Source organism: Collinsella provencensis (genome assembly GCF_900199705.1).
Classification (GTDB): domain Bacteria; phylum Actinomycetota; class Coriobacteriia; order Coriobacteriales; family Coriobacteriaceae; genus Collinsella; species Collinsella provencensis.
This window is the reverse complement of the sequence record NZ_LT904908.1, coordinates 1,675,337-1,701,038: the sequence shown is the minus strand read 5'-3', so window position 1 is coordinate 1,701,038 and position 25,702 is coordinate 1,675,337. Positions and strand designations below refer to the sequence as shown.

18 protein-coding genes and 1 pseudogene are annotated in these 25,702 nt (G+C 61.3%); 11 read left to right on the top strand and 8 right to left on the bottom strand.

Going from position 1 to position 25,702, the window contains the following annotated elements; all coding sequences use genetic code 11:
• Positions 1 to 36: 36 nt before the first annotated feature.
• From C1711_RS07520 to C1711_RS07500, 5 genes and pseudogenes are all read left to right on the top strand, one after another.
• Positions 37 to 333 (top strand): annotated as a pseudogene (locus C1711_RS07520) (SPFH domain-containing protein); the annotation flags it as partial.
• 99 nt (positions 334 to 432) lie between these two features.
• Positions 433 to 624 carry an Arc family DNA binding domain-containing protein gene (locus C1711_RS07515; protein WP_102338466.1) on the top strand — a complete coding sequence of 64 codons (192 nt, stop codon included), beginning with the start codon at positions 433 to 435 and terminating at the stop codon, positions 622 to 624.
• Positions 625 to 885: 261 nt separating this feature from the next.
• Positions 886 to 1,506, top strand: coding sequence for a helix-turn-helix domain-containing protein (locus C1711_RS07510; RefSeq protein ID WP_102338465.1), 621 nt, complete (start codon positions 886 to 888; stop codon positions 1,504 to 1,506).
• A 131-nt stretch (positions 1,507 to 1,637) separates the two neighbouring features.
• Entirely contained in the window at positions 1,638 to 1,991 is a 354-nt protein-coding gene (locus C1711_RS07505) for a hypothetical protein (protein ID WP_102338464.1), read from the top strand.
• 196 nt (positions 1,992 to 2,187) lie between these two features.
• Positions 2,188 to 2,808, top strand: a complete 621-nt coding sequence (locus tag C1711_RS07500; protein ID WP_102338463.1) for a helix-turn-helix transcriptional regulator — start codon at positions 2,188 to 2,190, stop codon at positions 2,806 to 2,808.
• Positions 2,809 to 2,928: 120 nt separating this feature from the next.
• Here C1711_RS07500 and C1711_RS07495 read toward each other — a convergent pair whose 3' ends face one another.
• Positions 2,929 to 4,002 carry a helix-turn-helix transcriptional regulator gene (locus C1711_RS07495; RefSeq protein ID WP_102338462.1) on the bottom strand — a complete coding sequence of 358 codons (1,074 nt, stop codon included), beginning with the start codon at positions 4,000 to 4,002 and terminating at the stop codon, positions 2,929 to 2,931.
• A 350-nt stretch (positions 4,003 to 4,352) separates the two neighbouring features.
• On the opposite strand from C1711_RS07495, the gene C1711_RS07490 reads away from it, so the two are divergent.
• Positions 4,353 to 4,829, top strand: a complete 477-nt coding sequence (locus C1711_RS07490; protein ID WP_234346347.1) for a helix-turn-helix domain-containing protein — start codon at positions 4,353 to 4,355, stop codon at positions 4,827 to 4,829.
• 181 nt (positions 4,830 to 5,010) lie between these two features.
• Here the strand turns inward: C1711_RS07490 and C1711_RS07485 are convergent, their stop codons facing one another.
• The 6 genes from C1711_RS07485 to C1711_RS07455 all read right to left on the bottom strand — a co-directional run bounded on the left by C1711_RS07485 (position 5,011) and on the right by C1711_RS07455 (position 13,256).
• Positions 5,011 to 5,442: a YjdF family protein gene (locus C1711_RS07485; RefSeq protein ID WP_102338461.1), complete on the bottom strand. Its 432-nt coding sequence runs from the start codon at positions 5,440 to 5,442 to the stop codon at positions 5,011 to 5,013.
• A gap of 406 nt (positions 5,443 to 5,848) precedes the next feature.
• Positions 5,849 to 6,481: a GyrI-like domain-containing protein gene (locus C1711_RS07895; RefSeq protein WP_234346346.1), complete on the bottom strand. Its 633-nt coding sequence runs from the start codon at positions 6,479 to 6,481 to the stop codon at positions 5,849 to 5,851.
• A 220-nt stretch (positions 6,482 to 6,701) separates the two neighbouring features.
• Entirely contained in the window at positions 6,702 to 8,084 is a 1,383-nt protein-coding gene (locus tag C1711_RS07475) for an FtsX-like permease family protein (protein ID WP_199824866.1), read from the bottom strand.
• 152 nt (positions 8,085 to 8,236) lie between these two features.
• Complete coding sequence (locus C1711_RS07470; RefSeq protein WP_102338460.1) at positions 8,237 to 8,800, bottom strand: sugar O-acetyltransferase; 564 nt, start codon at positions 8,798 to 8,800, stop codon at positions 8,237 to 8,239.
• Positions 8,801 to 9,174: 374 nt separating this feature from the next.
• On the bottom strand, positions 9,175 to 12,495 hold the full coding sequence (locus C1711_RS07460) for an ABC transporter ATP-binding protein/permease (RefSeq protein WP_102338459.1): 3,321 nt from the start codon (positions 12,493 to 12,495) through the stop codon (positions 9,175 to 9,177).
• 212 nt (positions 12,496 to 12,707) lie between these two features.
• Positions 12,708 to 13,256 (bottom strand): pyridoxamine 5'-phosphate oxidase family protein, encoded by a 549-nt coding sequence (locus C1711_RS07455; RefSeq protein WP_102338458.1) that lies wholly within the window; start codon positions 13,254 to 13,256, stop codon positions 12,708 to 12,710.
• A gap of 462 nt (positions 13,257 to 13,718) precedes the next feature.
• Here C1711_RS07455 and C1711_RS07450 point away from each other — a divergent pair, with 462 nt between their 5' ends.
• The 3 genes from C1711_RS07450 to C1711_RS07440 all read left to right on the top strand — a co-directional run bounded on the left by C1711_RS07450 (position 13,719) and on the right by C1711_RS07440 (position 18,988).
• The gene (locus C1711_RS07450; protein ID WP_102338457.1) at positions 13,719 to 17,564 is read left to right on the top strand and encodes a phosphoribosylformylglycinamidine synthase; all 3,846 of its coding nucleotides are present in this window, start codon (positions 13,719 to 13,721) and stop codon (positions 17,562 to 17,564) included.
• A gap of 278 nt (positions 17,565 to 17,842) precedes the next feature.
• Positions 17,843 to 18,088: a glutaredoxin family protein gene (locus C1711_RS07445; RefSeq protein WP_234346344.1), complete on the top strand. Its 246-nt coding sequence runs from the start codon at positions 17,843 to 17,845 to the stop codon at positions 18,086 to 18,088.
• Positions 18,089 to 18,274: 186 nt separating this feature from the next.
• Complete coding sequence (locus tag C1711_RS07440; protein WP_199824865.1) at positions 18,275 to 18,988, top strand: DUF554 domain-containing protein; 714 nt, start codon at positions 18,275 to 18,277, stop codon at positions 18,986 to 18,988.
• Between the two features lie 451 nt (positions 18,989 to 19,439).
• Here the strand turns inward: C1711_RS07440 and C1711_RS07430 are convergent, their stop codons facing one another.
• The gene (locus C1711_RS07430; RefSeq protein ID WP_102338455.1) at positions 19,440 to 21,734 is read right to left on the bottom strand and encodes a hydratase; all 2,295 of its coding nucleotides are present in this window, start codon (positions 21,732 to 21,734) and stop codon (positions 19,440 to 19,442) included.
• 460 nt (positions 21,735 to 22,194) lie between these two features.
• On the opposite strand from C1711_RS07430, the gene C1711_RS07425 reads away from it, so the two are divergent.
• Positions 22,195 to 24,264 (top strand): TerB N-terminal domain-containing protein, encoded by a 2,070-nt coding sequence (locus tag C1711_RS07425; RefSeq protein ID WP_102338454.1) that lies wholly within the window; start codon positions 22,195 to 22,197, stop codon positions 24,262 to 24,264.
• A complete protein-coding gene (locus C1711_RS07420; protein ID WP_102338453.1) occupies positions 24,248 to 25,690 on the top strand; it encodes an ATP-binding protein in 1,443 nt (480 codons plus the stop codon). The genes C1711_RS07425 and C1711_RS07420 overlap by 17 nt, the downstream gene beginning before the upstream one ends.
• Positions 25,691 to 25,702 lie beyond the last annotated feature (12 nt).

Here is a 25,702-nt window from a genome sequence, read left to right as displayed (position 1 = left end):
CTGGACCACCTGAGCGCGCAGTACGAGGACGNGATGCGCCTGGCGCCCGCCGGCGTCGAGGTCGACGACGCGCGCCTCACGCACCTCGCCTATGCACCCGAGATCGCCCAAGCAATGCTGCGCCGTCAGCAGGCCGAGGCCGTCATCGCCGCGCGCAAGAAGATCGTGGAGGGCGCCGTCTCCATGGTGGACATGGCCGTGAAGGAAATGGCCGCGGGTGGCACCATCGAGCTTGACGAGGAGCGCAAGGCGCAGATGGCCAGCAACCTCATGGTGGTGCTCTGCGGTGAATCCGAGGCGCACCCGGTCCTGAACGCAGGCTCTCTGTACTAACCACCCAACCTCAGTTTAGGGACAGTCCCTAAACTGAGGTTTTGATACGCTTGGAATCGTTCCAGTTACACGCATCTCAGCTCGATAAGAAAGCACGTCATGGCACGCAAGCAATACCCCCTTCGCATAGACCCCGCCATATGGGAGGCCGTCCAACGCTGGGCGGACGATGAGATGCGCAGCGCCAACGGCCAGGTCGAGTGGATCTTGCGCGACGCCCTCAAGCGCGCGGGAAGACTTCCCAAAAAGGAAGCCTTACCCAAAAGCGCGTCCAAAGACGATGAGGGCTAAGCGGCCCCGCGGGCGTCGCGAGCCCAACGCGAACTCAACGCAAAGTCAGGGCGGCACTCACTCCATATGTGAAAGCCAACCCCCGGAGGCATTCGCCTTTGGGGGTTTTATTTTCCCAGCTAGATGGCATATATAAAGCCTTTTGACAGCTCGTTTTTGCGCTGCGGGCGACAGATATAAAGACCTTTGATGGTACGATTTGCCCGCCAATGCCATGGTGGCCCTCGACAGGGGTCACCCCGACCCGCAAGGAGCAGACGCATGGAGCTGGGCTCGCACATCAAGGAGCATCGGACGGAGCTCGGACTGTCCCAGGACGACCTGGCGGAGCGCATCTACGTGTCGCGCCAGACCATCAGCAACTGGGAGTGCGGCCGCACGTACCCGGATGTCCAGAGCCTGCTGTTGCTCTCCAACGTGTTCGGGGTGACCGTGGACTCCCTCATCAAAGGAGATGTGGAAACCATGGCACAGGTAATGAACGAAGCGGTCAAGAAGTACAATGCCCTCTCCACGGTCACGGTCGTGAGCGCGGTCGTGTTCCTGGCGCTGAGCGCGTGGGCGGCGTTCCAGTTCGAATGGGGCTGGGGCGCCCACATCGCGCCCACCGCGGCGTTCGCCGCCGCGGCGCTCGTCGTGATGCTCGTGGCGTTCGTGTATATGGAGCGAATGAAGAAGCAGCACGACCTCGTCACGTACCGCGAGGTGCTGGCGTTCAGCCGCGGCGAGCAGGTCGAGCGCGACACGCTCGAGGGACGCCGCGAGCGCGAGATGAGCCCCTGGGTCAAGGGCGCGCGCAACGGCGTGCAGATCATCCTCGGCGCGATCGCCGGCGGCCTCGTGGGTGTTGGCATCGGCATGCTCGCCAAGATGCTGAGCTAAAAGCGCAGCGGGGAAGCTTAAGACCTCAATTTAGGGACTGTCCCTAAATTGAGGTCCACCCGCCGATACTGTCGCCCCGTTTCCGGTCGCTCATGCCAGAATGGGGGCGATCCCCGTTTAAGAGGTACCCCATGAACGTCACCGCACGCGCATCCCTCATCGCATTGATCGCAATCGTCGGCGCCTGCTGGGCGATCCCCGTCCTCCTGGTGAGCGTCGTCCCATCCGATGCCGGCATGATCGCCATGATGGCGCTCCTCTACGCCCTTCTCCCAATCACTGCGGTCGCCCTCGGCATGCTCGCCGCGGGCTCCGCGCGAACGCTCTTCTGGATACCCGCGGCGCTCGGAATCGGATTCGCGCTCCTGCTTCCCCTCGCCATCGAGGGTAGCCGGGACCTCGCGTTCCATGGCGTCGCCTATGCCGCGATCGGCTATGCCGCCATTGGCCTGCGCGTCTGGATGGCCGCTCGACAACATCGCTAAGCCATCGCCCCGCAAGCCTCCACAAGCCAGATCTCCCCGCGGCGATGGCATGCATCGCAGCAACAATCATGCAGGTAAACCCCGTGCAAAACAGATTTTGCAGCGCCCGGCAAGCCTTACCGCATATGATGTACAGCAGATTCGATAGCGCAGCCGGCGTGTTCGCGGGACGCTCCTTCACGACCGGGAGGTGACGATGGACATCAGCAACCAGATCAAGACGAGGCGCGAGGCGATGGGGCTCTCCCAAGAACAGCTCGCCGAGAAACTCTACGTGTCGCGTCAGACGATCTCGAACTGGGAGCGGGACAAGACGTATCCGGACGTCCAGAGTCTGCTCATGCTGAGCATCCTATTCGACACCTCCATAGACACGCTCGTGAAGGGAGACGTGACCGTTATGGAAGAGGCAGTCGAAAGGGACCGCAAGCGCATGGGGACGCGGATGCTATGGCTGGCTGTATTGATGCTCGCGTTATTGGCGGTGGCGTTCGCGCTGATATTGTCACCGGCGTTTAGCTGGATGGAGGATACCTGGGGCGTCGGCGTCGCCGCGGCCATAGCGTTCCTGCCGGCGATAGCGGCGCTTGTTGTCGCAACGGTCCTAGAGCGCATCAAGCGTGAGAACGACCTGGTGACCTACCGCGAGATCCTCGCCTTCATGAACGGCGAGGCGAGCATCGAGCGCGATCCGCGGGCACTCCTCCGCCGCGCATGGCCGGCGAAGCATCGACTGGCGTACGACTTGCTGACCTTCATCGCCGCGGCCGCCATCGGCGGCGCGCTCGGCTTTGCCGCATGGGGCCTGCTGAACTAGAGGCCGCATCTGCCGAAGTCCGCATCACGCGCGTCAAGAATCGGCGCTTTTCCCATCGGCGTTGCACTCGCGATGCGACCTCAATTTAGGGACTGTCCCTAAATTGAGGTCGCGAACGTCCTATCGGTCTCCGTCGATGCCCTTGAACACGATAGACACGATGCCGCATAAGATGCCGCCGATCACCCAAGGGAGCCAGAAGTAGCTGACAGGGGAATCCGCCACCGAATGGCCGCTGCCGATGGCGTCCCAAGTGGTCCCAGCGAGCGAAGGACCCATGAACAGCCAGCTCAGCGCAACGATAGTGGCAACGAGCATGATGACGCCACAGGCAGTCTCGATCTTCTTGTGCGTGCGCTTGGCAGATCGTAGCTCGGCTCGCACCGCTTCGGGAACATCTATGCGGGCGATGTCCTCAACCTCGAGTTCCTCGACCGCATCGCGGTTGTACTCATCGATATCCACGCGACCGTACATCATGCCCGCATGGACAATCAGCCATACGCCCACCGCGACCAGGGCGAGCAACGCAGCGGCCGCAGGAGCCTCCGTGCCAGACTCATGCTCGATGAAGTTGCCCAGCAGAACCCCCATCATGATGAGCATGAGCCCGGTAACCAACCCGCGTACCAGCAGTTGGCGTGCCTGAAGACGATCCTCGTCAGTATAAAAATCCTCGATAAAGGGATGCGCCTTCACAAAGGCAGAGTGCTCCATGCCGGCGGAGACCAAGATGCCAATGCCCGTAAGCACGCCGGCGAACAGGGCACCCAACCCCAGAAGCTCTCCCCAACTTGCAGCCATGCCGCTATTGAACAGGCCGCGCAGAGCCGTCCCCTCCCCAAACAGTACGAGTCCCACAACGCCCAGGATAAAGGCGGAGACGCCCGTGGGAACCCGCTTGGCAAACGAGCGCATGTGGTCGTCATAGCCGCACACATCCGTCGCGGGACCGGGCGGCACGGTAGCTGCGGCGGGTGCCGGAACTCGATCGGTAAGGTCACCCTGCACCAGATCATCGAGCGAGCACTCGAAGATCTGGCACATCTTGATGAGCTTATCCATCTCCGGGTAGGACTTCTCGGCCTCCCACTTGGTGACGGACTGGCGGGACACCCCAAGCAGCATGGCGAGCTGCTCCTGGGTCATGTGGCGCTCGGCGCGCAGATACTGAAGGTTGGTACGGAAGCTCATAGTAGGTCCTCTCGTTGGCTGGGAGCGACCGCTCGGGCGTTATGATCTTGGCTCACGGCGACGGCGCGGGCGCGGCATCCCAGCGTTTAGCGTTTTCCTGCCGGCGACTTACACACTACGGTAGCCACATGGCGGAAACCACCAACTTGAGGCTTCATTTTACGCAACCTGCGGGCACCCTATGGTTGCAAACCGCAGGTAGACTGAATGGACGTCAAATTATCAGGAGCTTGCATCCCCTGTGAACTCAAACAATCCCCGCCGATGTTACGACCCGTTGCTTGCGGCAACGGACCATCTGCGGGCAGCATTGCGGTAACGTAGGAACCGGGCGAGAGAAAGGATCCGCCATGCTGAACGAGAACATCCAGGCCCTCAGGAAATCGAAAGGGCTATCGCAGGAGGAGCTCGCGCTCAAGCTGAACGTGGTGAGGCAGACGGTTTCCAAATGGGAACGCGGGCTCTCGGTGCCCGACGCGGAGATGCTCGTCGCCCTCGGTGAGACGCTCGACGTGCCGGTGAGCACGCTGCTGGGAGAGACCGTTGCAGCGGCCGAGCCCGATGGCCTGCAAGCTCTCTCCGAAAAGCTCGAAGTGCTGAACGACCAGTTCGCGCGGGCGAGGGAATCCAAGCGGAGCGCGTTGCACGCCCTTTGCATCGCAATCGGCGTCGCGACGGCCCTTGTCCTCCTCGTGCTGGGGCAATCGGAGGCTCGTATCTCGAATGGGATTTCTCGAATCCCGAGTACGCGGTGGCGGGAACGATGCTCCACGGGTTCGAATGGCTCTTTGTGCGGATCGCGCCCTTCGTCCTGCTCGCCGCCGTAACGGGGGCTGTCGCCACCCGCAAGCGGGGCTAGAGAGATAACGCAGCAACAAGAGTCTCGGCACCGCATGCCAATCTCCTCGCAGACGTGAATTTCGAATGAGCGCAAAACCTTCGTTTGAGGTCATTCAAATATAGGTTTTGCGCACACCCGATGTGAGCGATCGGGAAAACCGCGCCTTATCACTTGCCGCGATGTTTCCGGCGCTTCTTTTCTTGACGCTGCTTCCAACGCTCCTGCGCTTCGCCCTGATGCCGATTTGCACGCTCGGATCGCGCCCGGTCCTTCATGCGCTCCCGTTCGCGAGCGAGTGCGAGCTGTGATGCAGTTGACGCCCCTCGCATATGCAAGACCTTTGCAGCTTCTCGTGCACGGCGCTTGGGATTGCCCGGCAGACGATTTGAACGGGACTCAGCTGGCTCGGTCTCCGCACTCAAACGCAAACTCGACCAATGTCCAAGCACCCATGTATAGACTTCTTCATTTGAAGGCTCCGCGCCAAACACCACACGCGCAACGCTCAACATGCCGTTTTCGACATGCTCGACCACGCCCACCCAGAACTGACCGTCGTGATAGACCGTCAGGGTCGATGAGACCTCACTCTTTCGCATAGCCGCGACCTCCTTCTATGTAGGGCTACGCGAAGAAGGGACAACCAAGGAGGCAGGTTACTGGCAGGCGGGCGCCCACGGCCCGACTACCCGACGGGCACTGTGTTTTATCTTCGATAAGCATTAGTATAGCGCCATGAAACTCGCCACATAAGGGAACAGCCGCCCTGGCCGGAGCGGCTGTTCGTGCGGGTTTTACCCCACCAACTCTGTTCCAGGAGGGCGTACGCCTCCCTAGTCGCCACCAGTATACCCGCTTTCCCGGCGCCCCTGCACGCCGTCTGCAGGTTTCTGGGCGGCGCCGGGCCTCGCGAGCTCGGCGCCGTTCTCTGATAATCGGACCTCAGCGTTGCGATGGCATGACTCTGCACAAAATCCCACAAACGAGCCTTCTACGGTCGCCCATCTACGCCCTGCGAATCGGATGCCTGATCACCGTCTTGAGCTTCTCGGGCGCAGTGCGACGGGCATCGTTGAGATAGATCTCGTGATGCAGGCGCTCATCGGAGAAATCCTCGACACAGCCCTGCTCCTCAGCGAACGCGCGCATCAACTCGACGGTCACCGGCTCGTCATCATACGGCCCGATATGCAGGCACTGGACGCACAGCTCAACCATGTCGGAACTGCGGCGCGAAGCGGCCTGCCACGTGTAGTAACCGACGAGTTGCACCATGAAGGGATACCCGGCGGCGGCGGCCGTAAGCGAATCGGACACCCCGGGGGCGACGGATTTGCCCGCGCGTACCATCGTGTCCTCGAACGAATCGCCGACCTCGAAATCCATCAGGCGCTTGAGCTCGATGTGCTTTGCCCGCTGCAGGAACGTCAAGGCCTCGCCAACCACAACGCCGTCGACCGAAGCGGGAAGTCCCGCGAAGGCGAACGCCACGTTCGCGCCCTGGCGAACCAGCAGCTGAATCTCGTTGCCGAGCTCCCGCATCTCGTCAAGAGGCGCGTCTTGAATCTCGTCTCGACCGATGAGCTCGGGTGGATTCATTCCAGCCGTCGGCTTGAACGGATTGACACGCGCCGCCATGCATCACCTTCTGCAGTCGCCGAAGTTTAACAACTTGAACAAGGTTTAACGAGATTAGCAAGGTTTAACAAGTTAAACAGACAATGCGCGTGCCAGCAGGCGGCAATGATGACCACGGGAACGCCAGGGGTCAGCGCGCGACAGCCGAATCGAGTGCGAGAAGGACGCAAAAGAGTCCTGCTCGAGAACTCCCGCAAGCTCCCCGCACGTATCCAGCAGATCAGCCCCCACCCGCTCTGCCACCGAGCACCGCCCGCTCCACCGCACGCGCGGTCACCAGGCCGTACACCGCCATGAGGCCGATGGTGAACGCCAGCACGCCCGCGACGATCGAGAAAAATCCGCTGGAACCGATGGCGAAGGCGAGGAAGGCCACGAGGAAGAGCCCGAAGACATCGTGCACGAGGGCGCCCGCCATCGGCGCGGCGAAATACAGGCAGATCTGACGCCGCAGTGATGAGCGCATAAGGGCCCGCTCGCATCCGAGCCGGTCGAGCACGCCGTATGCGCGACGCGCGTCGGCGGCGCCCGACAGCTGCTGGAGCGCGAGCACCGCCGCGGCGCTCAGCAAGAAAACCGCCCCGTAGAAGATGCCGATGTATCCGATGGGGGCCATCGACGCCGCGACACCGCTCGGCGGCATCTCGGGTGACCGCAGGCCGACGCTGAACGCAAAGCCCGCGACCATCATGCACACGGCCACGGCGATAAGCGCGCACACGCAGGCGAGCGCCATGGACGTACTGGACACACGGCCCTCGACCTGGCGCACCGTGAATGCCCGAAGGCCGCTCAGGTAGCGCTCGGGGCGGCGGCGCTCGCGCGCGCCCCAGGCCGATACGCCCAGGCGCGCGACGAGCGATGTCGCGAAGCACGCCGCGAACCCCATGGGGATGATGAAGGCGATGAAGTACACGGGCTGGAACAGGCAGGCGCCCCACACGACCGCGAGCAGGACCGCGGCCAGCAGCGCCTGGGCACCGCGCGCCATGCGCCCGCCCAGGCGCATGCGCTCGGGGACGCGGTCGGCGGAGAGGAGCTCGATGATCGGACGGCGGACGATATCGCGAGCCCCGTCCACCGCGTTAAAGGCGAACACCATGGCGAAGCACCCTGCGGTCCAAGCCGCGGCGTCGTCTGAAAACGTGAAGACGAGTCTCCACGGCACGTCGAACACAAACGCCGCGACGGCGCCGAACGCGGGCGAGAACGCGACGCCCACCGCGATACCCAACGCCAGCGCCCCGGAGCCGACGAGTGCCGTCTCCCCCACGAGCACGGCCGCAAGCGGGCCGCGACCCATGCCGCACAGCTCGTACAGCGCGAACTCGCGCTTGCGACGGCGCAGCAGGAAACGGTTGGCGTAGCGCACCAGGAACAGGAAGACGAGCACGGTGAAGATGGAGAACGCCTCGAGCACGTCGCCGGCACTGCCCAGCACTCCCATCTGGTCGGGCGAAAGGCCCATCGCGCGCAGATGGTCCATGGACCCGACAAAGGAGTAGAGCAGGCACGCTGCGAAGCCGAGCGTTATGAAATAGACCGAGTAGTCGCGCGCGCTGCGGCGCACGTTGCCGAGGGCGAGCTTGAGATACAGCCGCATACGAGTCCCCTTCCATGCGAGTTGCCGTGCTCATTCTCGCGAACGGGACTCGTCGCTACCATCGATTCGGCTTACGCGCGGCGAACAATACCGTAAGGTTGCCGCGGTCGGGGCGCCGTCGGCGCGGACCTCAGGACCGGGTCCTCTATAGGTCAAAGCTCGCGGATGATGCGAGCGGGCACCCCGGCGACCATGACGTTGTCGGGGACGGAATGCGTGACCACCGCCCCCGACCCCACCACGACGTTGTCGCCGAGCGTGACACCCGGGTTGATGGTGGCGTGCCCTCCGATCCAGCAGTTGCGTCCGATGGTCACGGGCTCGCCCCACTCGCGTCCCTGCGCGCGTTCCTCGGCATCGAGCGGATGCGTCACCGCGTAGATACCCACCTGCGGGCCGATGAGGGTGCCGTCGCCGATGCGCACGGGGGCGCAGTCGCAGATGACACACTCGACGTTGATGAACACGTCGTTTCCCAGGTGGATGTTGGAGCCGTAGTCGCACTTGAAGTTCGATTTGACGTTCACGTTGCTCCCGCAGGAGCCGAAGAGCTCCCGGAAGATCTCCCGACGCTCCGCTTTGTCGCCGTTGCTGGTCGCATTGAGCCGGTCGAGCAGGGCGTAGCAGCCGTGACGCATGGCCATGAGCTCGGGGTCGTCGATGAGGTAGAGTTCGCCGGCGAGCATCTTCTCGCGCTCGGTCTTCTGCTGGGACATGGGGCTCCTTTCGCGTCGGGCGTCTTCCCGTGCACCCATTGTAGCGACGCGCACGCCGGAAGATCGTGCTCTCGCACTGCCCGATGACGGAGTGGCAATCCATGTCGCACGGGTCCTGGCACCTGCACGGCAACATCCACAGCGCGGGCTCGGCATACAACGAGCTCAACCGCAGGCAGGGCCTCATGTGCTACGACGTGGACATGGACGCGAACGGGCTCGCCCCCCCGTGAGCCTGGACGAGGTCCGCGCACGGTTCGACGGCGTCGAGTTCCAGGGCCGCGCGCGGTGGTGGGAATGGGTGAACGGCACGAACGACCCGGATGTGGCGCGCGATTGCGAGGCCATCCGGGAGCTCATGGTCGAGACCCCGACTACTCGCTGCGCAGGGCCTCGACGGGATCGCGGCGGGCGGCGGAGCGGCTCGGGATGAGCCCCGCGACCACGGTGAGCACCACGGAGATGACGATCAGCCCCAGCGCCGACGAAACGGGTAGGTGCATGACACTCTCCACGTCGTAATCGGCGAGCACCCAGGCGTTGACCGGGAACGACACGAGCACCACCACGGCGATGGCCAACACGCCGGCGATGAGCCCTTCGATGAAGGTCTCGGCGTTGAACACGTTGGCGATGTTGCGCTTGGAAGCGCCCATGGCGCGCAGGATGCCGATCTCCTTCTTGCGCTCGAGCACACTGATGTAGGTGATGATGCCGATCATGATGGAGCTCACCACCAGCGAGATGCTCACGAACGCGATGAGCACCAGGCTGATCATGTTCACGATGTCCGTGACGCTGCCCATGAGCACGCCCATGTAGTCGGTGTACACGATGGCCTTGTCCTCTTCACCCGCGTCCGTGACCTCGGCGTTATAGGTGTCGATCACCTGGAGCACCGTTTCCTTGGCCTCGAAGTCCACGGGATAGATGCTCACGGCCTGCGGGTCGGCCTCGTCGGCATATCCCAAGGTCATGAGGTTGTTGTCGTAGGTAAGCCTGCTCGCGTTGGCATAGCTCGTCATGAGCGATGAGAGGTCGTCGGCATCCATGTTGAAGTGGATGGCGCTAGCGAACGCCGCGCCGTCCACGGAGAGCGCGTTTTGCATATTGACGGCAAGCTGCTGCGCCATCTGCGTGCCGAGCTGCCCCATTGAAACGGCGAGGGCGGACTGCAGCTGACTGGAAACCTCCGCCGCGATCTTGTCTCCCACCTGGTCGAGCAACGTTGCAAACACCTGCTGCATATAGGCGGACAGGTCATTTTGCACGTAGTCCTGCATCTTCTGCTGCACACGCTCCGCCACCGGCTCGCCCGCGTTCTTGGCAATGATGGAGAGCTGCGCCTGAGCCTCGGGGGTCTTGTTGTACTCCTGCAAAGCCGCGACCAGCTTTGCCGAATAGTCGGGGTCGCTCGGCGAGATGCCCCCGCCGTGGGTAGTGAGATACACCAGGAATCCCTGCTGGTATTCGACGACTGCGCGCACGGTATGGTCGAGCTGCTCGGGCGTGAGCAGGTCGCCTTGCTCCAGGTCGTCCAAAATGCCCGAGAAGTCAGGTGTCGGCGCGCCCGCAACCAGACTGTCGACGTCAATCGAATCCATCACGCCCGAAAGGTCGATGTTCACGCCACCCAGGTCGAGCCCCGCAAAATCGAAGCCCGAAAGATCGAGCCCGGCACCCAGTGCATTCTCGTCAAACTTGAATGCGCTCTTGATGCCCGCCTCGTCCACCGAGAACAGGCTCGACAAGTCGACACCGTGCTTGGCCTCTTCCTGCAACGTGTCAAACGACTTGCCGGTAAACACATCCGTCTCGGGATGGGCAAGCTGCTGTTGCACGATCGCAGAGTCGGCGGAGCGCTCCATGAGCTCGGAGGTCAAGCCGCTCGTATAGGCGATGCCCTGCGTGAGCGCCGCGGATTTGGCAGTGGGGCTCGGCTTCACCACGCCCACGATCTTGAGGTCGATGCCGTTTGCCACCTGCGCATTCATGAACTCTGCGTCGTCAGACATGTCGGTCCAGCCGCCCGTTTCCTCGTTTTTGCGATACGCGTCGGAAGCGGCGAGCACCTTGAACTCCGTACCGAGGGCGTCCTCGTAGGTGAAGTCGACGTCGACCTCGGGCACCTCGACCTCACCCGCACCCGACATGGTGCGGTCGACCATCTGATCCAGATCGGCAGGGTCGAGCACGCCGATGCTATAGAGCGTGAAGTCGGAAATCTTGCCGCGCTTGCTGAGCACGAGCACGCACTCGTCGGGCTCGGTTGCCCAGCGACCCGCCACCACGTCGTACTGCTCGTCCAAAAGCTCGGGGTTGTCGATCATCTCGTTGAAGGCGGTGGTACCGCCCGTCATCATCGTCCCGGCCATGGCGCCGCTCGACGCACCGCCGCTCATGGCATCGCTCATGCTGTTGGGGCTCAACTTGACCGCCTCGCCCTCGTCGTCGACGCGGTATACAACGGGCATGATACCGTAATCGTATTGGATGGCGGTCGCGTGGTCGGCAAGCTCGTTGGCGTGATCGTCGAGGTAGGTCTTGAAGCTCTTCATGTCGTTTGAACGCACCGTGGCGAACATATCGGAAAGCATGGTGAACACGGGGATTTTGTCTGTTGCCGCCGGGGCCTCGGAGGACGAATCACTCGCTTTGTCTTGAGCCTGGTCTGCGGTGGCCTCACCCGTGCCTTCTTCGCCCGACATGCCTCCGGCGCTGTCAGTGAGCATGCTCGTGAGGTCGTAGCTTTGCCGCGCGATGGTGAGCGGGTAACTCGACAGCGTGTCCTGCTCGACCTTGGCGATGTAGTCGTTCACGCCGTTGGAAAGCGCCAAAATCGACGCGATGCCGATGATGCCGATCGACCCGGCAAAGGCCGTCATAATGGTGCGGCCCTTTTTGGTCATAAGGTTGTTGAACGAAAGTGCAAGGGCTGTGAGCAGGCTCATCGATGCGCGCTTGGGCTGCGTGGAGGCGTCCTCGTCGACCTGACGTGCCGCCGCCAGCTCCTCTTCGGTCACCGGTTGCGTGTCGCCCACAATGCGGCCGTCCTTGATGCGCACGATGCGCGAGGCGTAGTCCTCGGCGAGCTGGGGATTGTGCGTCACCATGATCACCAGGCGCTCCTGGGCGATCTCGGCGAGGATGTTCATGACCTGGATGCCCGTCTCGGTGTCGAGGGCGCCCGTAGGTTCGTCGGCAAGCACGATCTCGGGGTCGTTGACCAGGGCGCGCGCGATGGCGACGCGCTGCATCTGGCCGCCGGAAAGCTGAGCGGGCCGCTTGTTGATGTGATCTCCAAGTCCCACACGCTCGAGCGCGGCACGGGCACGCTCACGGCGTTCTGCGCGGTCCACGCCCGCCAACGTGAGCGCCAACTCGACGTTGGCAAGGACGGTCTGATGCGGAATCAGGTTGTAGCTTTGGAAGATGAAGCCGACGCGGTGGTTGCGATACGCGTCCCATTCCGCATCGCCGTAATCGTGCGTCGAGACGCCGTTGACCACGATGTCACCGGAATCCGCATGGTCAAAGCCGCCGAGGATGTTCAAGAACGTGGTCTTGCCCGAACCCGAAGGGCCCAACACCGCCACGAACTCGCTCTCACGGAAGGTGATGGATACCTTGTCCAACGCCCTCTGCACCAGGTCGCCCGTGGTGTAGCTCTTGGAAATGTCACGAATCTCGATCATGCGCCGCCTCTTTGCCGCTATGCGTCTCAGATAAAAGATGCTATTAGATACCCAAAAATGGACGCATCCATCCATATTCCACGGGCGTGTTGCGGAAATCCACACCGTCGGTAGTCGACGCAAAGAGGGCGCGTCCCCATGGGAACGCGCCCTCCTGTTCAGCGCAACGTCTGCCTAACCGAAACTTCTCTCTTATATTCCAACACCACGCGCTACTCGCGCTCAGGTCCAAGCGGCAACGGATCCGCTTGCATGGCGACGTGACCCTTGCCGTTCGGATGCGGGCAATACGCTTTGCCGGAAATCGAATCGAGATGCACGACCCAGATCGCGGTCTTGTCGATCTCGCGATCGATGGCGCCGCCAATCTCCTTCTTGAAATCGGGAACGTACTTCAGACACAGCTTGGCGAGCGCCCAGCGGATCTTGGTCTCGTCGGTCACGCGCTCGACAGAGCCGCGTGCAATGATGCTCGCATAATACGTGGTAAAGAGAGTGCGCTCGTACACGGGCTCCATGTCGACCGCCACGGTGAGGCACACGCGAGCATCGCGCTGCCAGTCATCGGTCTTTTGACCGCCCTCGGCGCCGGTGTGGATAAACAGGTCGTTTCCATCAATGACGTAAGAAAGTGGTGTGCAGTACGGTGCACCGTCCTCATCGACCGTGGCGACTACACAATACTCTCCCGTTTCGAGAATCTCACGAGCGGCCTCATCCGAAATCGCGCATTCTGGACACTGCTTGATTGGGCGTTCCATATCGGCTCCCTTTTCGTGGACGAACGTCTACCGCATTATACCCGCACGCAAAAATGACGGAAATGCATAAATCATTCCGGGATTCCCGAGTACAGGCCTGTTTTCCGAGAAGAACCCACAGGTCAAAAGCTCGCACAATCACGCATACTCGACGAATCGCAAACGAATTGCGCATTTCCGTCATTTTTGTTTTGTACAAGGCCAAGCTTGGCATTTTTGCCCGGTAATTCGCCATCTCCCGCAACATCCGACCCCGCACCGGCTGCGCCGCCATGCACTGATATAGAAATACGCTCGAGAGACGCGAATAGACGTACTGACCAGCGACCCGCTGTCGTATCATGGAACAGTTAGCCATCCCCGCTGGACTATGGGCGAGCGACGGTGCACACGCACCGCGCACATACGTCGCAATGCCGTCCATTACCTGCGGGCCAACCGTTCACAGAAGGGCAGGACTTCATGGTCTCTCGCGTGTACGTAGAAAAGAAACCCGGGTTTGACGTCGAGGCGCAGCAGCTCAAAAACGAGCTGCGAACCATCCTCGGCATCGAGGGTCTTTCCGAGCTGCGCCTGATCAACCGGTACGACGTCGAGGGCATCGACGAGGAACTCTTTGCCCGCTGCGTCCCCACCGTGTTCTCCGAGCCGCAGGTCGACATCGTCTCTGACGAGCTTCTCGAAGATGCCGACGCCATCGTGTTCGCCGTTGAGTCGCTCCCCGGCCAGTTCGACCAGCGCGCCGACTCCGCAAGCGAGTGCGTGCAGCTCATCTCCCAGGGCGAGCGCCCCACCGTACGCACCGCCAAGGTCTACGTCCTCACCGGCGAGCTTTCCAACGCCGACATCGAGACCGTCAAGGGTTACGTGGTGAACCCCGTCGAAGCGCGCCTCGCCTCACTCACCAAGCCCGAGACGCTCGCTACCTCCATCCCCGATCCCGAGCCCGTCGAGATCATCGACGGCTTCCGCACCATGAACGCCGCCGCCCTCGATGCCTTCATCGCCGAGCGCGGCCTTGCCATGGACGCCGCGGACATCGCATTCTGCCAGCAGTACTTCCAGGAGGAGGACCGCGACCCCACCATCACCGAGATCCGCGTGATCGACACCTATTGGTCGGACCACTGCCGCCACACCACCTTCGGCACCGTGCTCGAGAACATCGAGATCGACGATTCCGTGGTGCAGGCCGCGTTTGACCGCTACATGGAGATGCGCCACGAGCTCGGCCGCGATGAGAAGCCCGTCTGCCTCATGGACATGGGCACCATCGGCGCCAAGTGGCTCAAGAAGCAGGGCATCCTCACCAACCTCGACGAGTCGGAGGAAATCAACGCCTGCACCGTCAAGGTGACCGTCGACGTTGACGGCGAGGACCAGGATTGGCTGTTCCTGTTCAAGAACGAGACCCACAACCACCCCACCGAGATCGAGCCCTTCGGCGGCGCTGCCACCTGCATTGGCGGCGCGATCCGCGACCCGCTCTCCGGCCGCTCCTATGTGTACCAGGCCATGCGCGTCACCGGCGCAGCCGACCCCACGGTCCCCGTGTCCGAGACCATCGCCGGCAAGCTGCCCCAGCGCAAGCTCGTGACCACCGCTGCCGCAGGTTATTCCTCCTACGGCAACCAGATCGGCCTGGCAACCGGCCAGGTGAGCGAGCTGTATCACCCCGGCTACATGGCCAAGCGCATGGAGGTCGGCGCCGTGGTGGGTGCCGCTCCCGCAAATCACGTGCGCCGCGAGTGCCCCGCACCCGGTGACAAGATCATCCTGCTCGGCGGCCGTACCGGCCGTGACGGCATCGGCGGCGCCACCGGTTCTTCCAAGGCGCACAACGTCGAGTCCATCGAAAAGGACGGCGCCGAGGTCCAGAAGGGCAACGCCCCCATGGAGCGCAAACTGCAGCGCCTCTTCCGCCGTGGCGATGCGTGCCGCCTCATCAAGCGCTGCAACGATTTCGGCGCGGGCGGCGTCTCCGTGGCCGTGGGCGAGCTGGCCGACGGCCTGTACATCGACCTCGACATGGTCACGAAGAAGTACGAGGGTCTCGACGGCACCGAGCTTGCCATCTCCGAATCCCAGGAGCGCATGGCCGTTGCCGTGGCAGATGAGGACGTTGAGGAGTTCATGGGCTACGCCGCCGAGGAGAACCTCGAGGCGACCGTGATCGCCGAAGTCACCCACGAGCCGCGCGTGCGCATGGCTTGGCAGGGCGACGCCATCGTGGACCTTTCTCGCGCGTTCCTCGACTCCAACGGTGCGCCCAAGTACCAGGACGTGCACGTTCCCGCCCAGGGCATCGCCCCCATCAACCCCGACAGCGAGCTCGCCGAAGCCGCACTGGCTGAGTTCGGCAGCCTCGAGGGCATCTACGAGAGCACCGTTCCCATGGTGCCTGGCGCCGAGACCTGCGAGTCGTTCCACGACGCCATGATCGAGCTGCTGAGCGACCTCAACGTGTGCTCCAACAAGGGCTTGTCCGAGCGCTTCGACTCCACCATCGGCGCAGCCACCGTGCTCATGCCCTTCGGCGGTGCCACCCAGCTCACGCCCGCTCAGGCGATGGTCGCCAAGTTCCCCGTGGACGGCGAGACGACCACCGTCTCCGGCATGGCATGGGGCTTCAACCCCTACATCATGGACGCCGACCAGTTCCGCGGTGCCTACCTCTCCGTGGTTGAGAGCATCGCGCGCCTGGTGGCAACCGGCTTTGACCACACCAAGGCATACCTCTCCTTCCAGGAGTACTTCGAGCGCCTGCGCGACGTACCCGAGCGCTGGGGCAAGCCCATGGCTGCCGTGCTCGGCGCCCTCATGGCCCAGGTCGACCTGGGCGCCGGTGCCATCGGCGGCAAGGATTCGATGAGCGGTTCCTTCGAGGACCTCGACGTCCCGCCCACCCTGGTTTCCTTCGCTGTCGCCGTGGACAAGCTCGCCAACGTGGTCTCCCCCGAGTTCAAGGGCGCCGGCCATCGCGTCGCGCTGATCGAGCCCGCTTACCGCGAGGACGACCTGCTGCCGCAGACCGACTCGCTGCTCACCGCTTTCGGCCTCGTCGAGGAACTCGTGCGCTCCAGCGCTGCGCTCTCCGTCTCGACCGCGGGCTTTGGCGGCCTGGCCGAGGTCCTGTTCAAGGCCTGCCTGGGCAACCGTCTGGGCTTCGAGGTCTCCGACGCGTACTATGAGGCTGACTGCCGCGACCTGTTCGATCACTCCTACGGCTGCTTCATGGTGGAACTTGCCGAGGGTGTTGAGCTACCCACCGCCGAGAACGTGCGCGTGGTTGAGCTCGGTTGCACCACCGATGAGTACACGCTCGTCGCTTACGGTGAGACGCTCGACCTCGCTGAGCTGCAGGAAGCCTGGGAGTCCGGCATCGAGTCCGTGTTCAGCTACCGCACCTCTCCCGAGGAGGACGCCAAGCTGGAGCCCGTCGCCGCCGAGCATTACCGCTGCGAGGAGGAGGGCCGCATCCGCGCCACGTACGGCGGTCTCAAGATCGCCCGCCCGCGCGTGATCATCCCCGTCTTCCCGGGCAACAACTGCGAATTCGACTCTGCGCGCGCCTTCACCGCCGCCGGTGCCGAGGCCGACGTGTTCGTTATCAACAACCTCACACCCGAGAACGTCGCCGAGTCCACCCGCGAGCTTGCGCGCCGCATCCGCGAGAGCCAGATCGTCATGATCCCCGGCGGCTTCTCCGGTGGCGACGAGCCCGACGGCTCCGCCAAGTTCATCACCGCGTTCTTCCGCGCACCCGAGGTCACCGAGGCCGTTCGCGATCTGCTCCAGGCGCGTGATGGCCTGATGCTCGGCATCTGCAACGGCTTCCAGGCGCTCGTGAAGCTCGGCCTCGTGCCGTACGGCGACATCGTCGATGCCACTGCCGACGCGCCCACGCTTACGTTCAACACCATCGGACGCCACCAGAGCCGCTTGGTGCGCACGAACGTTGTGAGCGATCTGTCCCCGTGGATGTGCCAGTGCGACCCGGACGAGCTCTACACCGTGGCGATTTCCCACGGCGAGGGCCGCTTCGTCGCCAACGACGAGGTGCTTGAGCAGCTGCGTCTTGGCGGCCAGATTGCCACGCAGTACGTGGACGAGGCGGGCGTGCCGTCGATGAACCTCGACGTGAACCCCAACGGTTCTGTTGCCTGCATCGAAGGCATCACGAGCCCCGACGGCCGCGTGTTCGGCAAGATGGGCCACGTGGAGCGTCGCGGCGACGGTCTGTACAAGAACGTCCCCGGCGAGAAGTTCATGCCGATCTTCGAGAGCGGCGTGGCGTACTTCGGTTAAGCCGAGGTTTTGGCGTACGTCGCGTCTCGTACCGTGCTTCGCGTCAGCGCCTGGCTTGCATCACAAACTGGGCGTTGGTTCGTACCGCAAACTGAGTGTTGGTTCGTACCGCACTCCGGACGCTCCCCATCAAGGTCAAGAGGCCGTCGTCCCATGTGGGGCGGCGGCCCTTTCATTCTCAACTGACGACCGTCGGCTCTGCACTCCTCAATCAATTGCACGAAGTACAGGAAACAGGGTACAAGGTGGATATTTAATCGCCACCAAAAGGAGGCGCCATGCCCATGAACGACCACGACCTCGTTTTATACATGAAACCGACATGCCCATTTTGCGTTAAAGTGCTCAATTTTATGAAGGAGCGCGGCATCGTGCTGCAGCAGCGCAACATCTCTGTTGATGCCGAAGCCGCCGAGGCGCTCGTTCGCGTAGGTGGAAAACGCCAGGTTCCATGCCTGTTCATCGATGGTGAACCGCTATACGAATCGAGCGACATCATCGCTTGGCTCGACCAAAATGCATAACGTCGCTTTCGCATAACGCTGTCTCGCTGCAACTGAATTACACCTGTTTCCTATGCGGGCTGCTTTTCCTTGTCCGCTCCTCACGCGCCGCTTTTCCGCTATCTCGATTTCCGGCACCGAACCGATATCCATGGGTGCTATGCTGACGTGCGAACAAATGGATGATTTACGGCGGAGGCACGCTGCATGATAGGTTTGGGAACGCTCATCAACGTTGGGCTCGTCATAGCGGGCGGTCTGGCCGGGCTTATGTTTGGCAGGTTCATCACCGAACGCATCCAGGACACGCTGCTCAAGGCTATTGGCGTTTGCATCCTGTTCGTGGGACTGAGCGGCGCCATTGAACACATGATGAGTGTCGAGGGAACGCATCTGGTCGGCAGCGGCTCCATGATGATGCTCATCTCGATGTCGGGCGGAGCCCTGATTGGCGAGATGCTCGACCTTGAAGCGCACATTGAGCAATTCGGCGAGTGGCTCAAGCAACGCACCGGCAGCCAGAACGACGCCTCCTTTGTCAATGCATTCGTGACCTGCTCACTGACTGTCAGCATTGGCGCCATGGCGATTGTCGGCTCCATCCAAGACGGCGTGACGGGCGACTGGTCCACCCTCGCTCTCAAGGGGGCCATTGACGCGGTGACCGTTTGCGTGATGACCGCGGGTATGGGACGCGGATGCATTTTCTCCGCACTGCCGATCCTTGTGTTTGAAGGCGGTATGACGCTGCTGGCACGCGTGCTTGAGCCCATCTTTACCACGGCGGCACTGTTAAACCTGTCGCTCGTGGGCAGCTTGCTGATCTTCTGCGTTGGCGTAAACCTCATCTGGCCTAAGACATTCAAACCCGCAAACTTGCTACCTGCCGTGGTCATCGCCGCGTTGCTCGCGTTCATATAAACGATGTGGTGCGCTTGGTTATGGCGGCGCTGAACCGGTCCATTTGAGCAGAATCGATAAGCCTGAAATCCCTTTCCCGCAACTTTTTTTGATGAAACAAAGTCAATTTGGCAAAAAATGCCAGATTGTAAGCTCGAGTCGCATACACAGAGCGCTTGAGACTCAGCTGCCGCAACAACATAACTGTTGCAGTTCTCCACGACCTGCGCTTTTAATGGGAACGATTGGCCGGCAGATTGCACAAAGCGTTTGAGACGCCTCTCGATTGACTTTTCTTCCTAACCCAACCGTGCAAATCTGGCATTTTTTGCCACTTTCGGCTCAAAACAAAAGAAAAAGTTGCCGGACAGAAATGCCCGAAGACTCATCAAACGTTAAATCCATCCCAACAAACAAAAAGGCCGGCTCGCCAATGGACGAACCGGCCTTTTCAACGACATGTTGATGACAACTACTGGCGGTTATAGTTAATCAGGCAACCGGCCTTTACGATCTCGCGCTCTTCGGGCGTCATCTCAGCGATGCTCAGCTCGATTTCCTCAACCGAGCCGTCCGCACGAACTACCCAAGCGGGAATGCGGGACAGATCGCCATCGAGCGTGGCGCGAATGCCCGGGACGAACACGTAATCCCCCACCTCAAACATGGGGTCGCCATCGAGTTGGAACGGCAACATGCCCCAGTTCATCACGTTGGAGCGATAGCGCTTGGTGGCATATTCGCGCGTGATGTTGGCAAGACCGCCGAGCACGCGCTGGCAGCTCGCAGCCTGCTCGCGAGCAGAGCCGTCACCGGGCTTCACCGCGTAAATCATCGAGCCAATTTCAACCTCGGCGGAAGCAACACCCTCAAGCGCGCCTGCGCCGCGAAGGGCATCGAACACAGGGGTAACCTCAGGGACAGCCTCGCCTGCAAGACGCGCGGCCTCAAGTTTGGCAATCTCCTTGGCGCGACCCACGTACTCCGGATCGCGACGGCTCAGCGTGAACTCAGCCAAACCGAGCGGGTTGGAGCGATACGAACTCGTCTCGCCCGAGGGAATCAGCTCGTCGGTCGTAGTGACATCGTCCATGATTTTGGATGCCACACGCAGCAGGATGTTATCGGCCAGCGGTTCGATCTCGGGCCAGTCCTTGATATTGGGTCCATAGACGAGCTCGGAATCCTTGTTGCCCGCACCAAAACCCTGGTACACGCGATGCTCATACGCGCTTGCATCAAAGTGGTACACCACCTGCTCATCCCACGTGTCGACGGGCAAATCGGTTGCCGGCGTCAGCACTCCGCCCGCAGCGGCAGTTGCCGCAATGGAACGGGCATCCATGAGCGCAACGCCCGTGAGCTGGCCGTTTCCCGGCTTTGAACCCTCACGGTTAGGGAAATTGCGCGTAGTGTGGCGGATGGAAAGACCGTTGTTCGCCGGCGTATCGCCCGCGCCAAAACACGGACCGCAGAACGCCGTGCGCAGAATGGCGCCTGCCTGCATGAGCTCCAACGCGGCGCCGTTGCTTGCCAACTCCAGGAACACCGGCTGCGAACTCGGATAGACCGACAACGCGAACTCGCCGTTGCCGCAATTCTTGCCGCGCAAAGCGCGCGCGGCCTGCATCACGCTGGTAAACGTACCGCCCGAGCAACCGGCGATAACACCCTGCTGCACGTGCAAACGACCATTGCTATCAATCTTGTCACGCAGCGAAAGCGTTGCACGCCCGCCACCGATCTCGAGAGCACGCTGCTCAACCTCGGCCAAAAGCTCGTCGAGGTTGCCGTTGAGCTCGTCGATCTCAAAGGCGTTGGACGGATGGAACGGCAGAGCGATCATGGGGCGAACCGCCGACAGGTCGACGCGCACACAGCCGTCGTAGTACGCAACCGGCGCGGGGTTGAGCTCGCGGTAATCGTCCGCACGGCCATGTTCGGCCAGGAAGGCGCGGGTGTCCTCGTCCGTGCGCCAAATGGAAGACAAGCAGGTGGTCTCCGTGGTCATGACGTCCACACCGTTGCGGTAGTCGGTCGTCATGCTGGATACGCCCGGACCCACGAATTCCATAACGGCGTTCTTGACATATCCGCAGTTAAACACCGCGCGCACGAGTGCGAGCGCGATGTCCTGCGGACCGACGCCCGGCACGGGGGCACCTTCGAGATACACCGCGACCACGCGCGGATACGCCACGTCATACGTATTGTTCAGCAACTGTTTGACCAGCTCGCCACCGCCCTCGCCAATGGCCATGGTGCCCAGAGCACCGTAACGGGTGTGCGAGTCGGTGCCGAGGATCATCTTGCCGCAGCCCGCCTGCATCTCGCGCATGTACTGGTGGATAACAGCGATGTGCGGCGGAACAAAGATGCCGCCGAACTTCTTGGCAGCGGAAAGACCGAAAACGTGATCGTCCTCATTGATGGTGCCGCCGACCGCACACAGCGTGTTGTGGCAGTTGGTGAGCACGTACGGCAGCGGGAACTCGGTCATGCCCGAAGCGCGAGCCGTCTGGATGGCGTTCACATACGTAATGTCGTGGCTGGCAAGAGCGTCAAAACGAATCTTGAGCTGGTCCATGGAGCCGCTCGTATTGTGCGCCTCCAAAATGCCGTACGCCATGGTCCCACAACGAGCGGCTTCGGGGTCGAGCACGCGTCCGTCACGCTCCGCAACACCTTGGGCATCCTTGGCAGCAACAAGCTCCTTGCCGTCCAGCAGGAACACACCACCGTCGTAAAGCTTCACTGGATCTGCCATACTCGTTTTCCTTCCCATCAATGACATTCGATACGGCTGCGGCATCAGCCCCGGCACGCATCGACGCGATTGCACGATAGCTTTAGCATGGGAAAGTATAGCCGACCGATTGGAGATCAACGAGGGGACGCGTCATTCGGCCCTGAAATCGAGCAGCTTTAACATACCGCACGCTTTGACTGCACGATTTGACAACGCCCAGGCGAACAGCGAACCGCCCCCCGTCTTATTGACGACGTCCTAACGGACGGCGCATCGCGTCCTTCCCCCTTCCTGACGGACGGCGCATCGCGTCCTTCCCCCTTCTTTTCAATTCCTTGACGAGCAGCGCGCCACGCCCTTCTCTCTTGATAACAAGAACGCACGTTCGATGTCATGATAGAATGATTTGTTACCACAAGCGTCGAATTGCCGTTGCAGATGAACGTGCAAGACGCATCGAACCGCGAAGGGAGGGGACATGGACGATCAGTTGTACCGGGACGAACCGATTCCGCAAAGGAGATCGAGCCGCCCCTCTCCGCGCACGCCCATGAACGGCAGCAAGCCCGAGGCAAAACAGATCATCGAGCGCATCCTGGCCGACGAGCGATTCGCACATGTGCGTCTTCCAAAAACCGTTACGCATGCCGTAAACGACGAGCGACCTGCACATGCGCATCCGTCGATCGAGCCCACGTTCGAGCTCGAACAACGGACGGCTTCGAACTTGCCGAACCGCTATCGGGAAATGCGCGCGATATCGCGGTGGGAGCAGAGCACTGACGGTAAGCGGGGCAGATGGCTCTCGGAAGCCGAGCTCTTCTACCGTCAGGGCAAATTCATGGAGGACTTTGAGGACAACTGCCCGTACGAAGGTTCCTTCAAGTCGTATTTCCCCACGTACAATGCCATGAGCGACCGTCAGTTGCGGGGGTATTTCGCATGGCGCACGGCGGTGCGGAGCGGTGAAATTGAGCGGACCTCGCTGTCCTATGCGTATGTGTACCTCTATGAGCTCATCAACGGCATCGGCGTGACGGACCCGCTCGGCGGGTTCCGCACAATCGAACGCTTCTGGCAAGCGTATCGTGCGTTCTCCCCCGAAATCGACCGCTTTGCAGGCGTGTGGCTCCAAGACTACGCGGTCTACCACAACCTGCCCGCAGAGCTGCTTGAACCGTATAAAACGCTGGCGTTTGACCGTTCGCTCATCGCGTTACGCCGAGCGGACGAACAGGCCGCGCGTTACTTTGAGATGGAGCAGATGGGTACAGCTGAACATTTACAGGAGCCCGCTGCAGCTCAAAGCCCAAGTGAATCGCTTGAGACGCCGCAGAGCCGCACCAAATCGCGCAGGAAAAAGAACGCTGCATCCGCACTCCCTCTTCCCGTCCGCACTGAGCTGGAAGAACCGCTATTCCACGCCATCAACGCGCTTTCGACGTATCGCCTCACTGGAAGCAAACTGTACAAGGAACAACCCGCTGCCCTGTGCCATGTTGCCTGTGCGGTCTTTGTCCGCATGAGCGCATACCATCGTAAACATCGAAAAGGGACCTTGTTGGAGAGCTGGTTTGGCGAGGAGGTGGCACTGCCTTATACGATGTTTGGGTCGGCGGTCTTTTTTGCCGAGAAGGAGCACGAGGATTGCGTCTATGAGCTTGACGAAATCCATCGATATCGGTGCTCGCGCGGGTATTGGACCTGCGAGCGACACCATGGAAGTAGATCGAAAAGTCCCAAATTGGGAAGCATGATGCACGCTGTTGATCGCTCATTGCGAGAGGCCCTGGAGTTCGAGCACCCGCTCAAGAAAATGGATAAAACTCCGAAGTACCTGCAGAAATTCATTGATCAGGAGATTGAGATCTGGCTTTCTTGGAGCGAAGCACACGCACCGCGACGCATCGACATCGATCTTTCGCAGCTTGCGGGTATTCGCTTTGCGGCGGAGGCCACACGCGAGTCCCTACTCATCGATGAGGAACGCGACGGGCGGGGCGGGGCAATGCTTGATGCCGCGATACCCGATGAGGGAACGACCGGCAGGAAGGCAGGCAGCGAAGTGATGATCAGCGCAACAACTCCGTTGCCTGAATGTGCGGAAACGCCTGCCGAGCTTACAGGATGTATTGATGTCCCCGCTAAGTTGAACGAGCACATGTACACACACATGGACACGTCCCCCAAACCGAGCTCTTCAACAGGTTCCTTCGATGGAAAAGATAGTGCCCTAGAACGTGGCAAACCTGTTGACGTTGCGCCAACTTTAATGCAACCACTGGGCGCGGCGACAGAGTTAAATTCGCCTTTGACGTGCGATCAACGCGCCTATATCCAAGCCCTGTATGAGGGGGACGAAACGGCGCAAAAGGAAGCTTTGCGGACATCGGACATGTCGGAAGACATGCTGGTCGACGCCATTAACGAAGCGCTATTCGACCTCATCGGGGACACCGTGATCGAATATGGATCAGAGGGACCCGAGCTCATTGAAGACTATCGAAGCGATGTGGAAGGATTCATCGACCATGCCCAATGCGCATAACCCTGCGAACCAACCCACACCGACTCAAACGAGCCTCGGCCAGAACGCACCGCGCGTTCCCAAGCGCGTGGCTGCCGTGGTGCTGAACTCCCTCAAGGGCGGCGTGGTGCCGCGCATCGGCTTGCCTTACATCACCGTGGGACGCGAGTTTGAAATCCAAGCGCTGCTCACAGACCTAAAGCTCATCGAAGATGGAGGCGCGAGCTTTCGATTCCTCGTGGGGCGTTACGGTGCGGGCAAAAGCTTTTTGCTGCAAACCATTCGCACACACGCCATGGGTGAGGGCTTCGTAGTCGCCGATGCCGACCTCTCCCCCGAACGACGTCTGCAGGGAGGCCAGAGGCAGGGCCTTGCCACATACCGCGAGCTTGTGCGCAACCTTTCCACCAAAACGCGCCCTGAAGGAGGGGCGCTCAACCTCATCCTCGATCGCTGGGTCGCCAACATCGAAGCGGAAGCGACCATGGATGCCGATTCGGTTGCGTCGTGCAGCCTCAGCGCGCAAATGCTGGAACTGCAGGAGCTCGTACACGGATTCGAATTCACCCGAGTGCTCGACATATACCGCACGGCCAATCGCGAGGGCGATGACGAGCGGAAGGCAAGCGCCGTCAAATGGCTGCGCGGCGAGTACCGCACCAAAACTGAGGCGCGGGCAGATCTGGGCATCACGACCATCATCGACGATGACGGCTGGTACGACTACATCAAGCTCATGGCGCGCTTCTTGGTCGGCGCGGGATACAAGGGACTGCTTGTGCTCATCGACGAGCTGGTAAACCTGTACAAGATTCCCAACGCCATTACGCGCCAATATAACTACGAGAAGATTCTGCAGATGTACAACGACACGCTGCAGGGAAAAGCTCAGCATTTGGGCATCATCATGGGCGGTACGCCCACCAGCATCGAAGACCGCAGGCGCGGCGTGTTCTCCTACGAGGCGCTGCGCAGTCGTCTGACGCAGGGGCGATTTGCCCGCGAGGACATGCGCGACATGCTCGCACCCATCATTCGCCTGCACCCGCTCACGTATGAAGAGCTGCTCGTTCTGATTGAAAAACTCGCGCAAATCCACGCCGGATATTTTGGATATGAATGCACGCTTGCGGTAGATGATCTGGTCGATTTCCTGAAGATCGAGTTCGGTCGCGTTGGCGCAGATACGCACCTCACCCCGCGCGAGGTCATCCGCGACTTCATCGAACTGTTGGACATCATGTATCAGAATCCCGATGCCAACATGGCGGATCTTCTAGCACGGACAGGCGGATGGAATGGAGCATCGGAGGGCATGGGCGTTGAATTTGCAGGCACAGCAGGTGGGGCAACCATGTCGGATGGAATAAGAGTAGAAAGTGCGACCAGCGCCATGGGAACGAGCGGAACTTCATCGGACGCCCCATTCGCTGAGTTCACGATTTAAGAAAAGAAATTC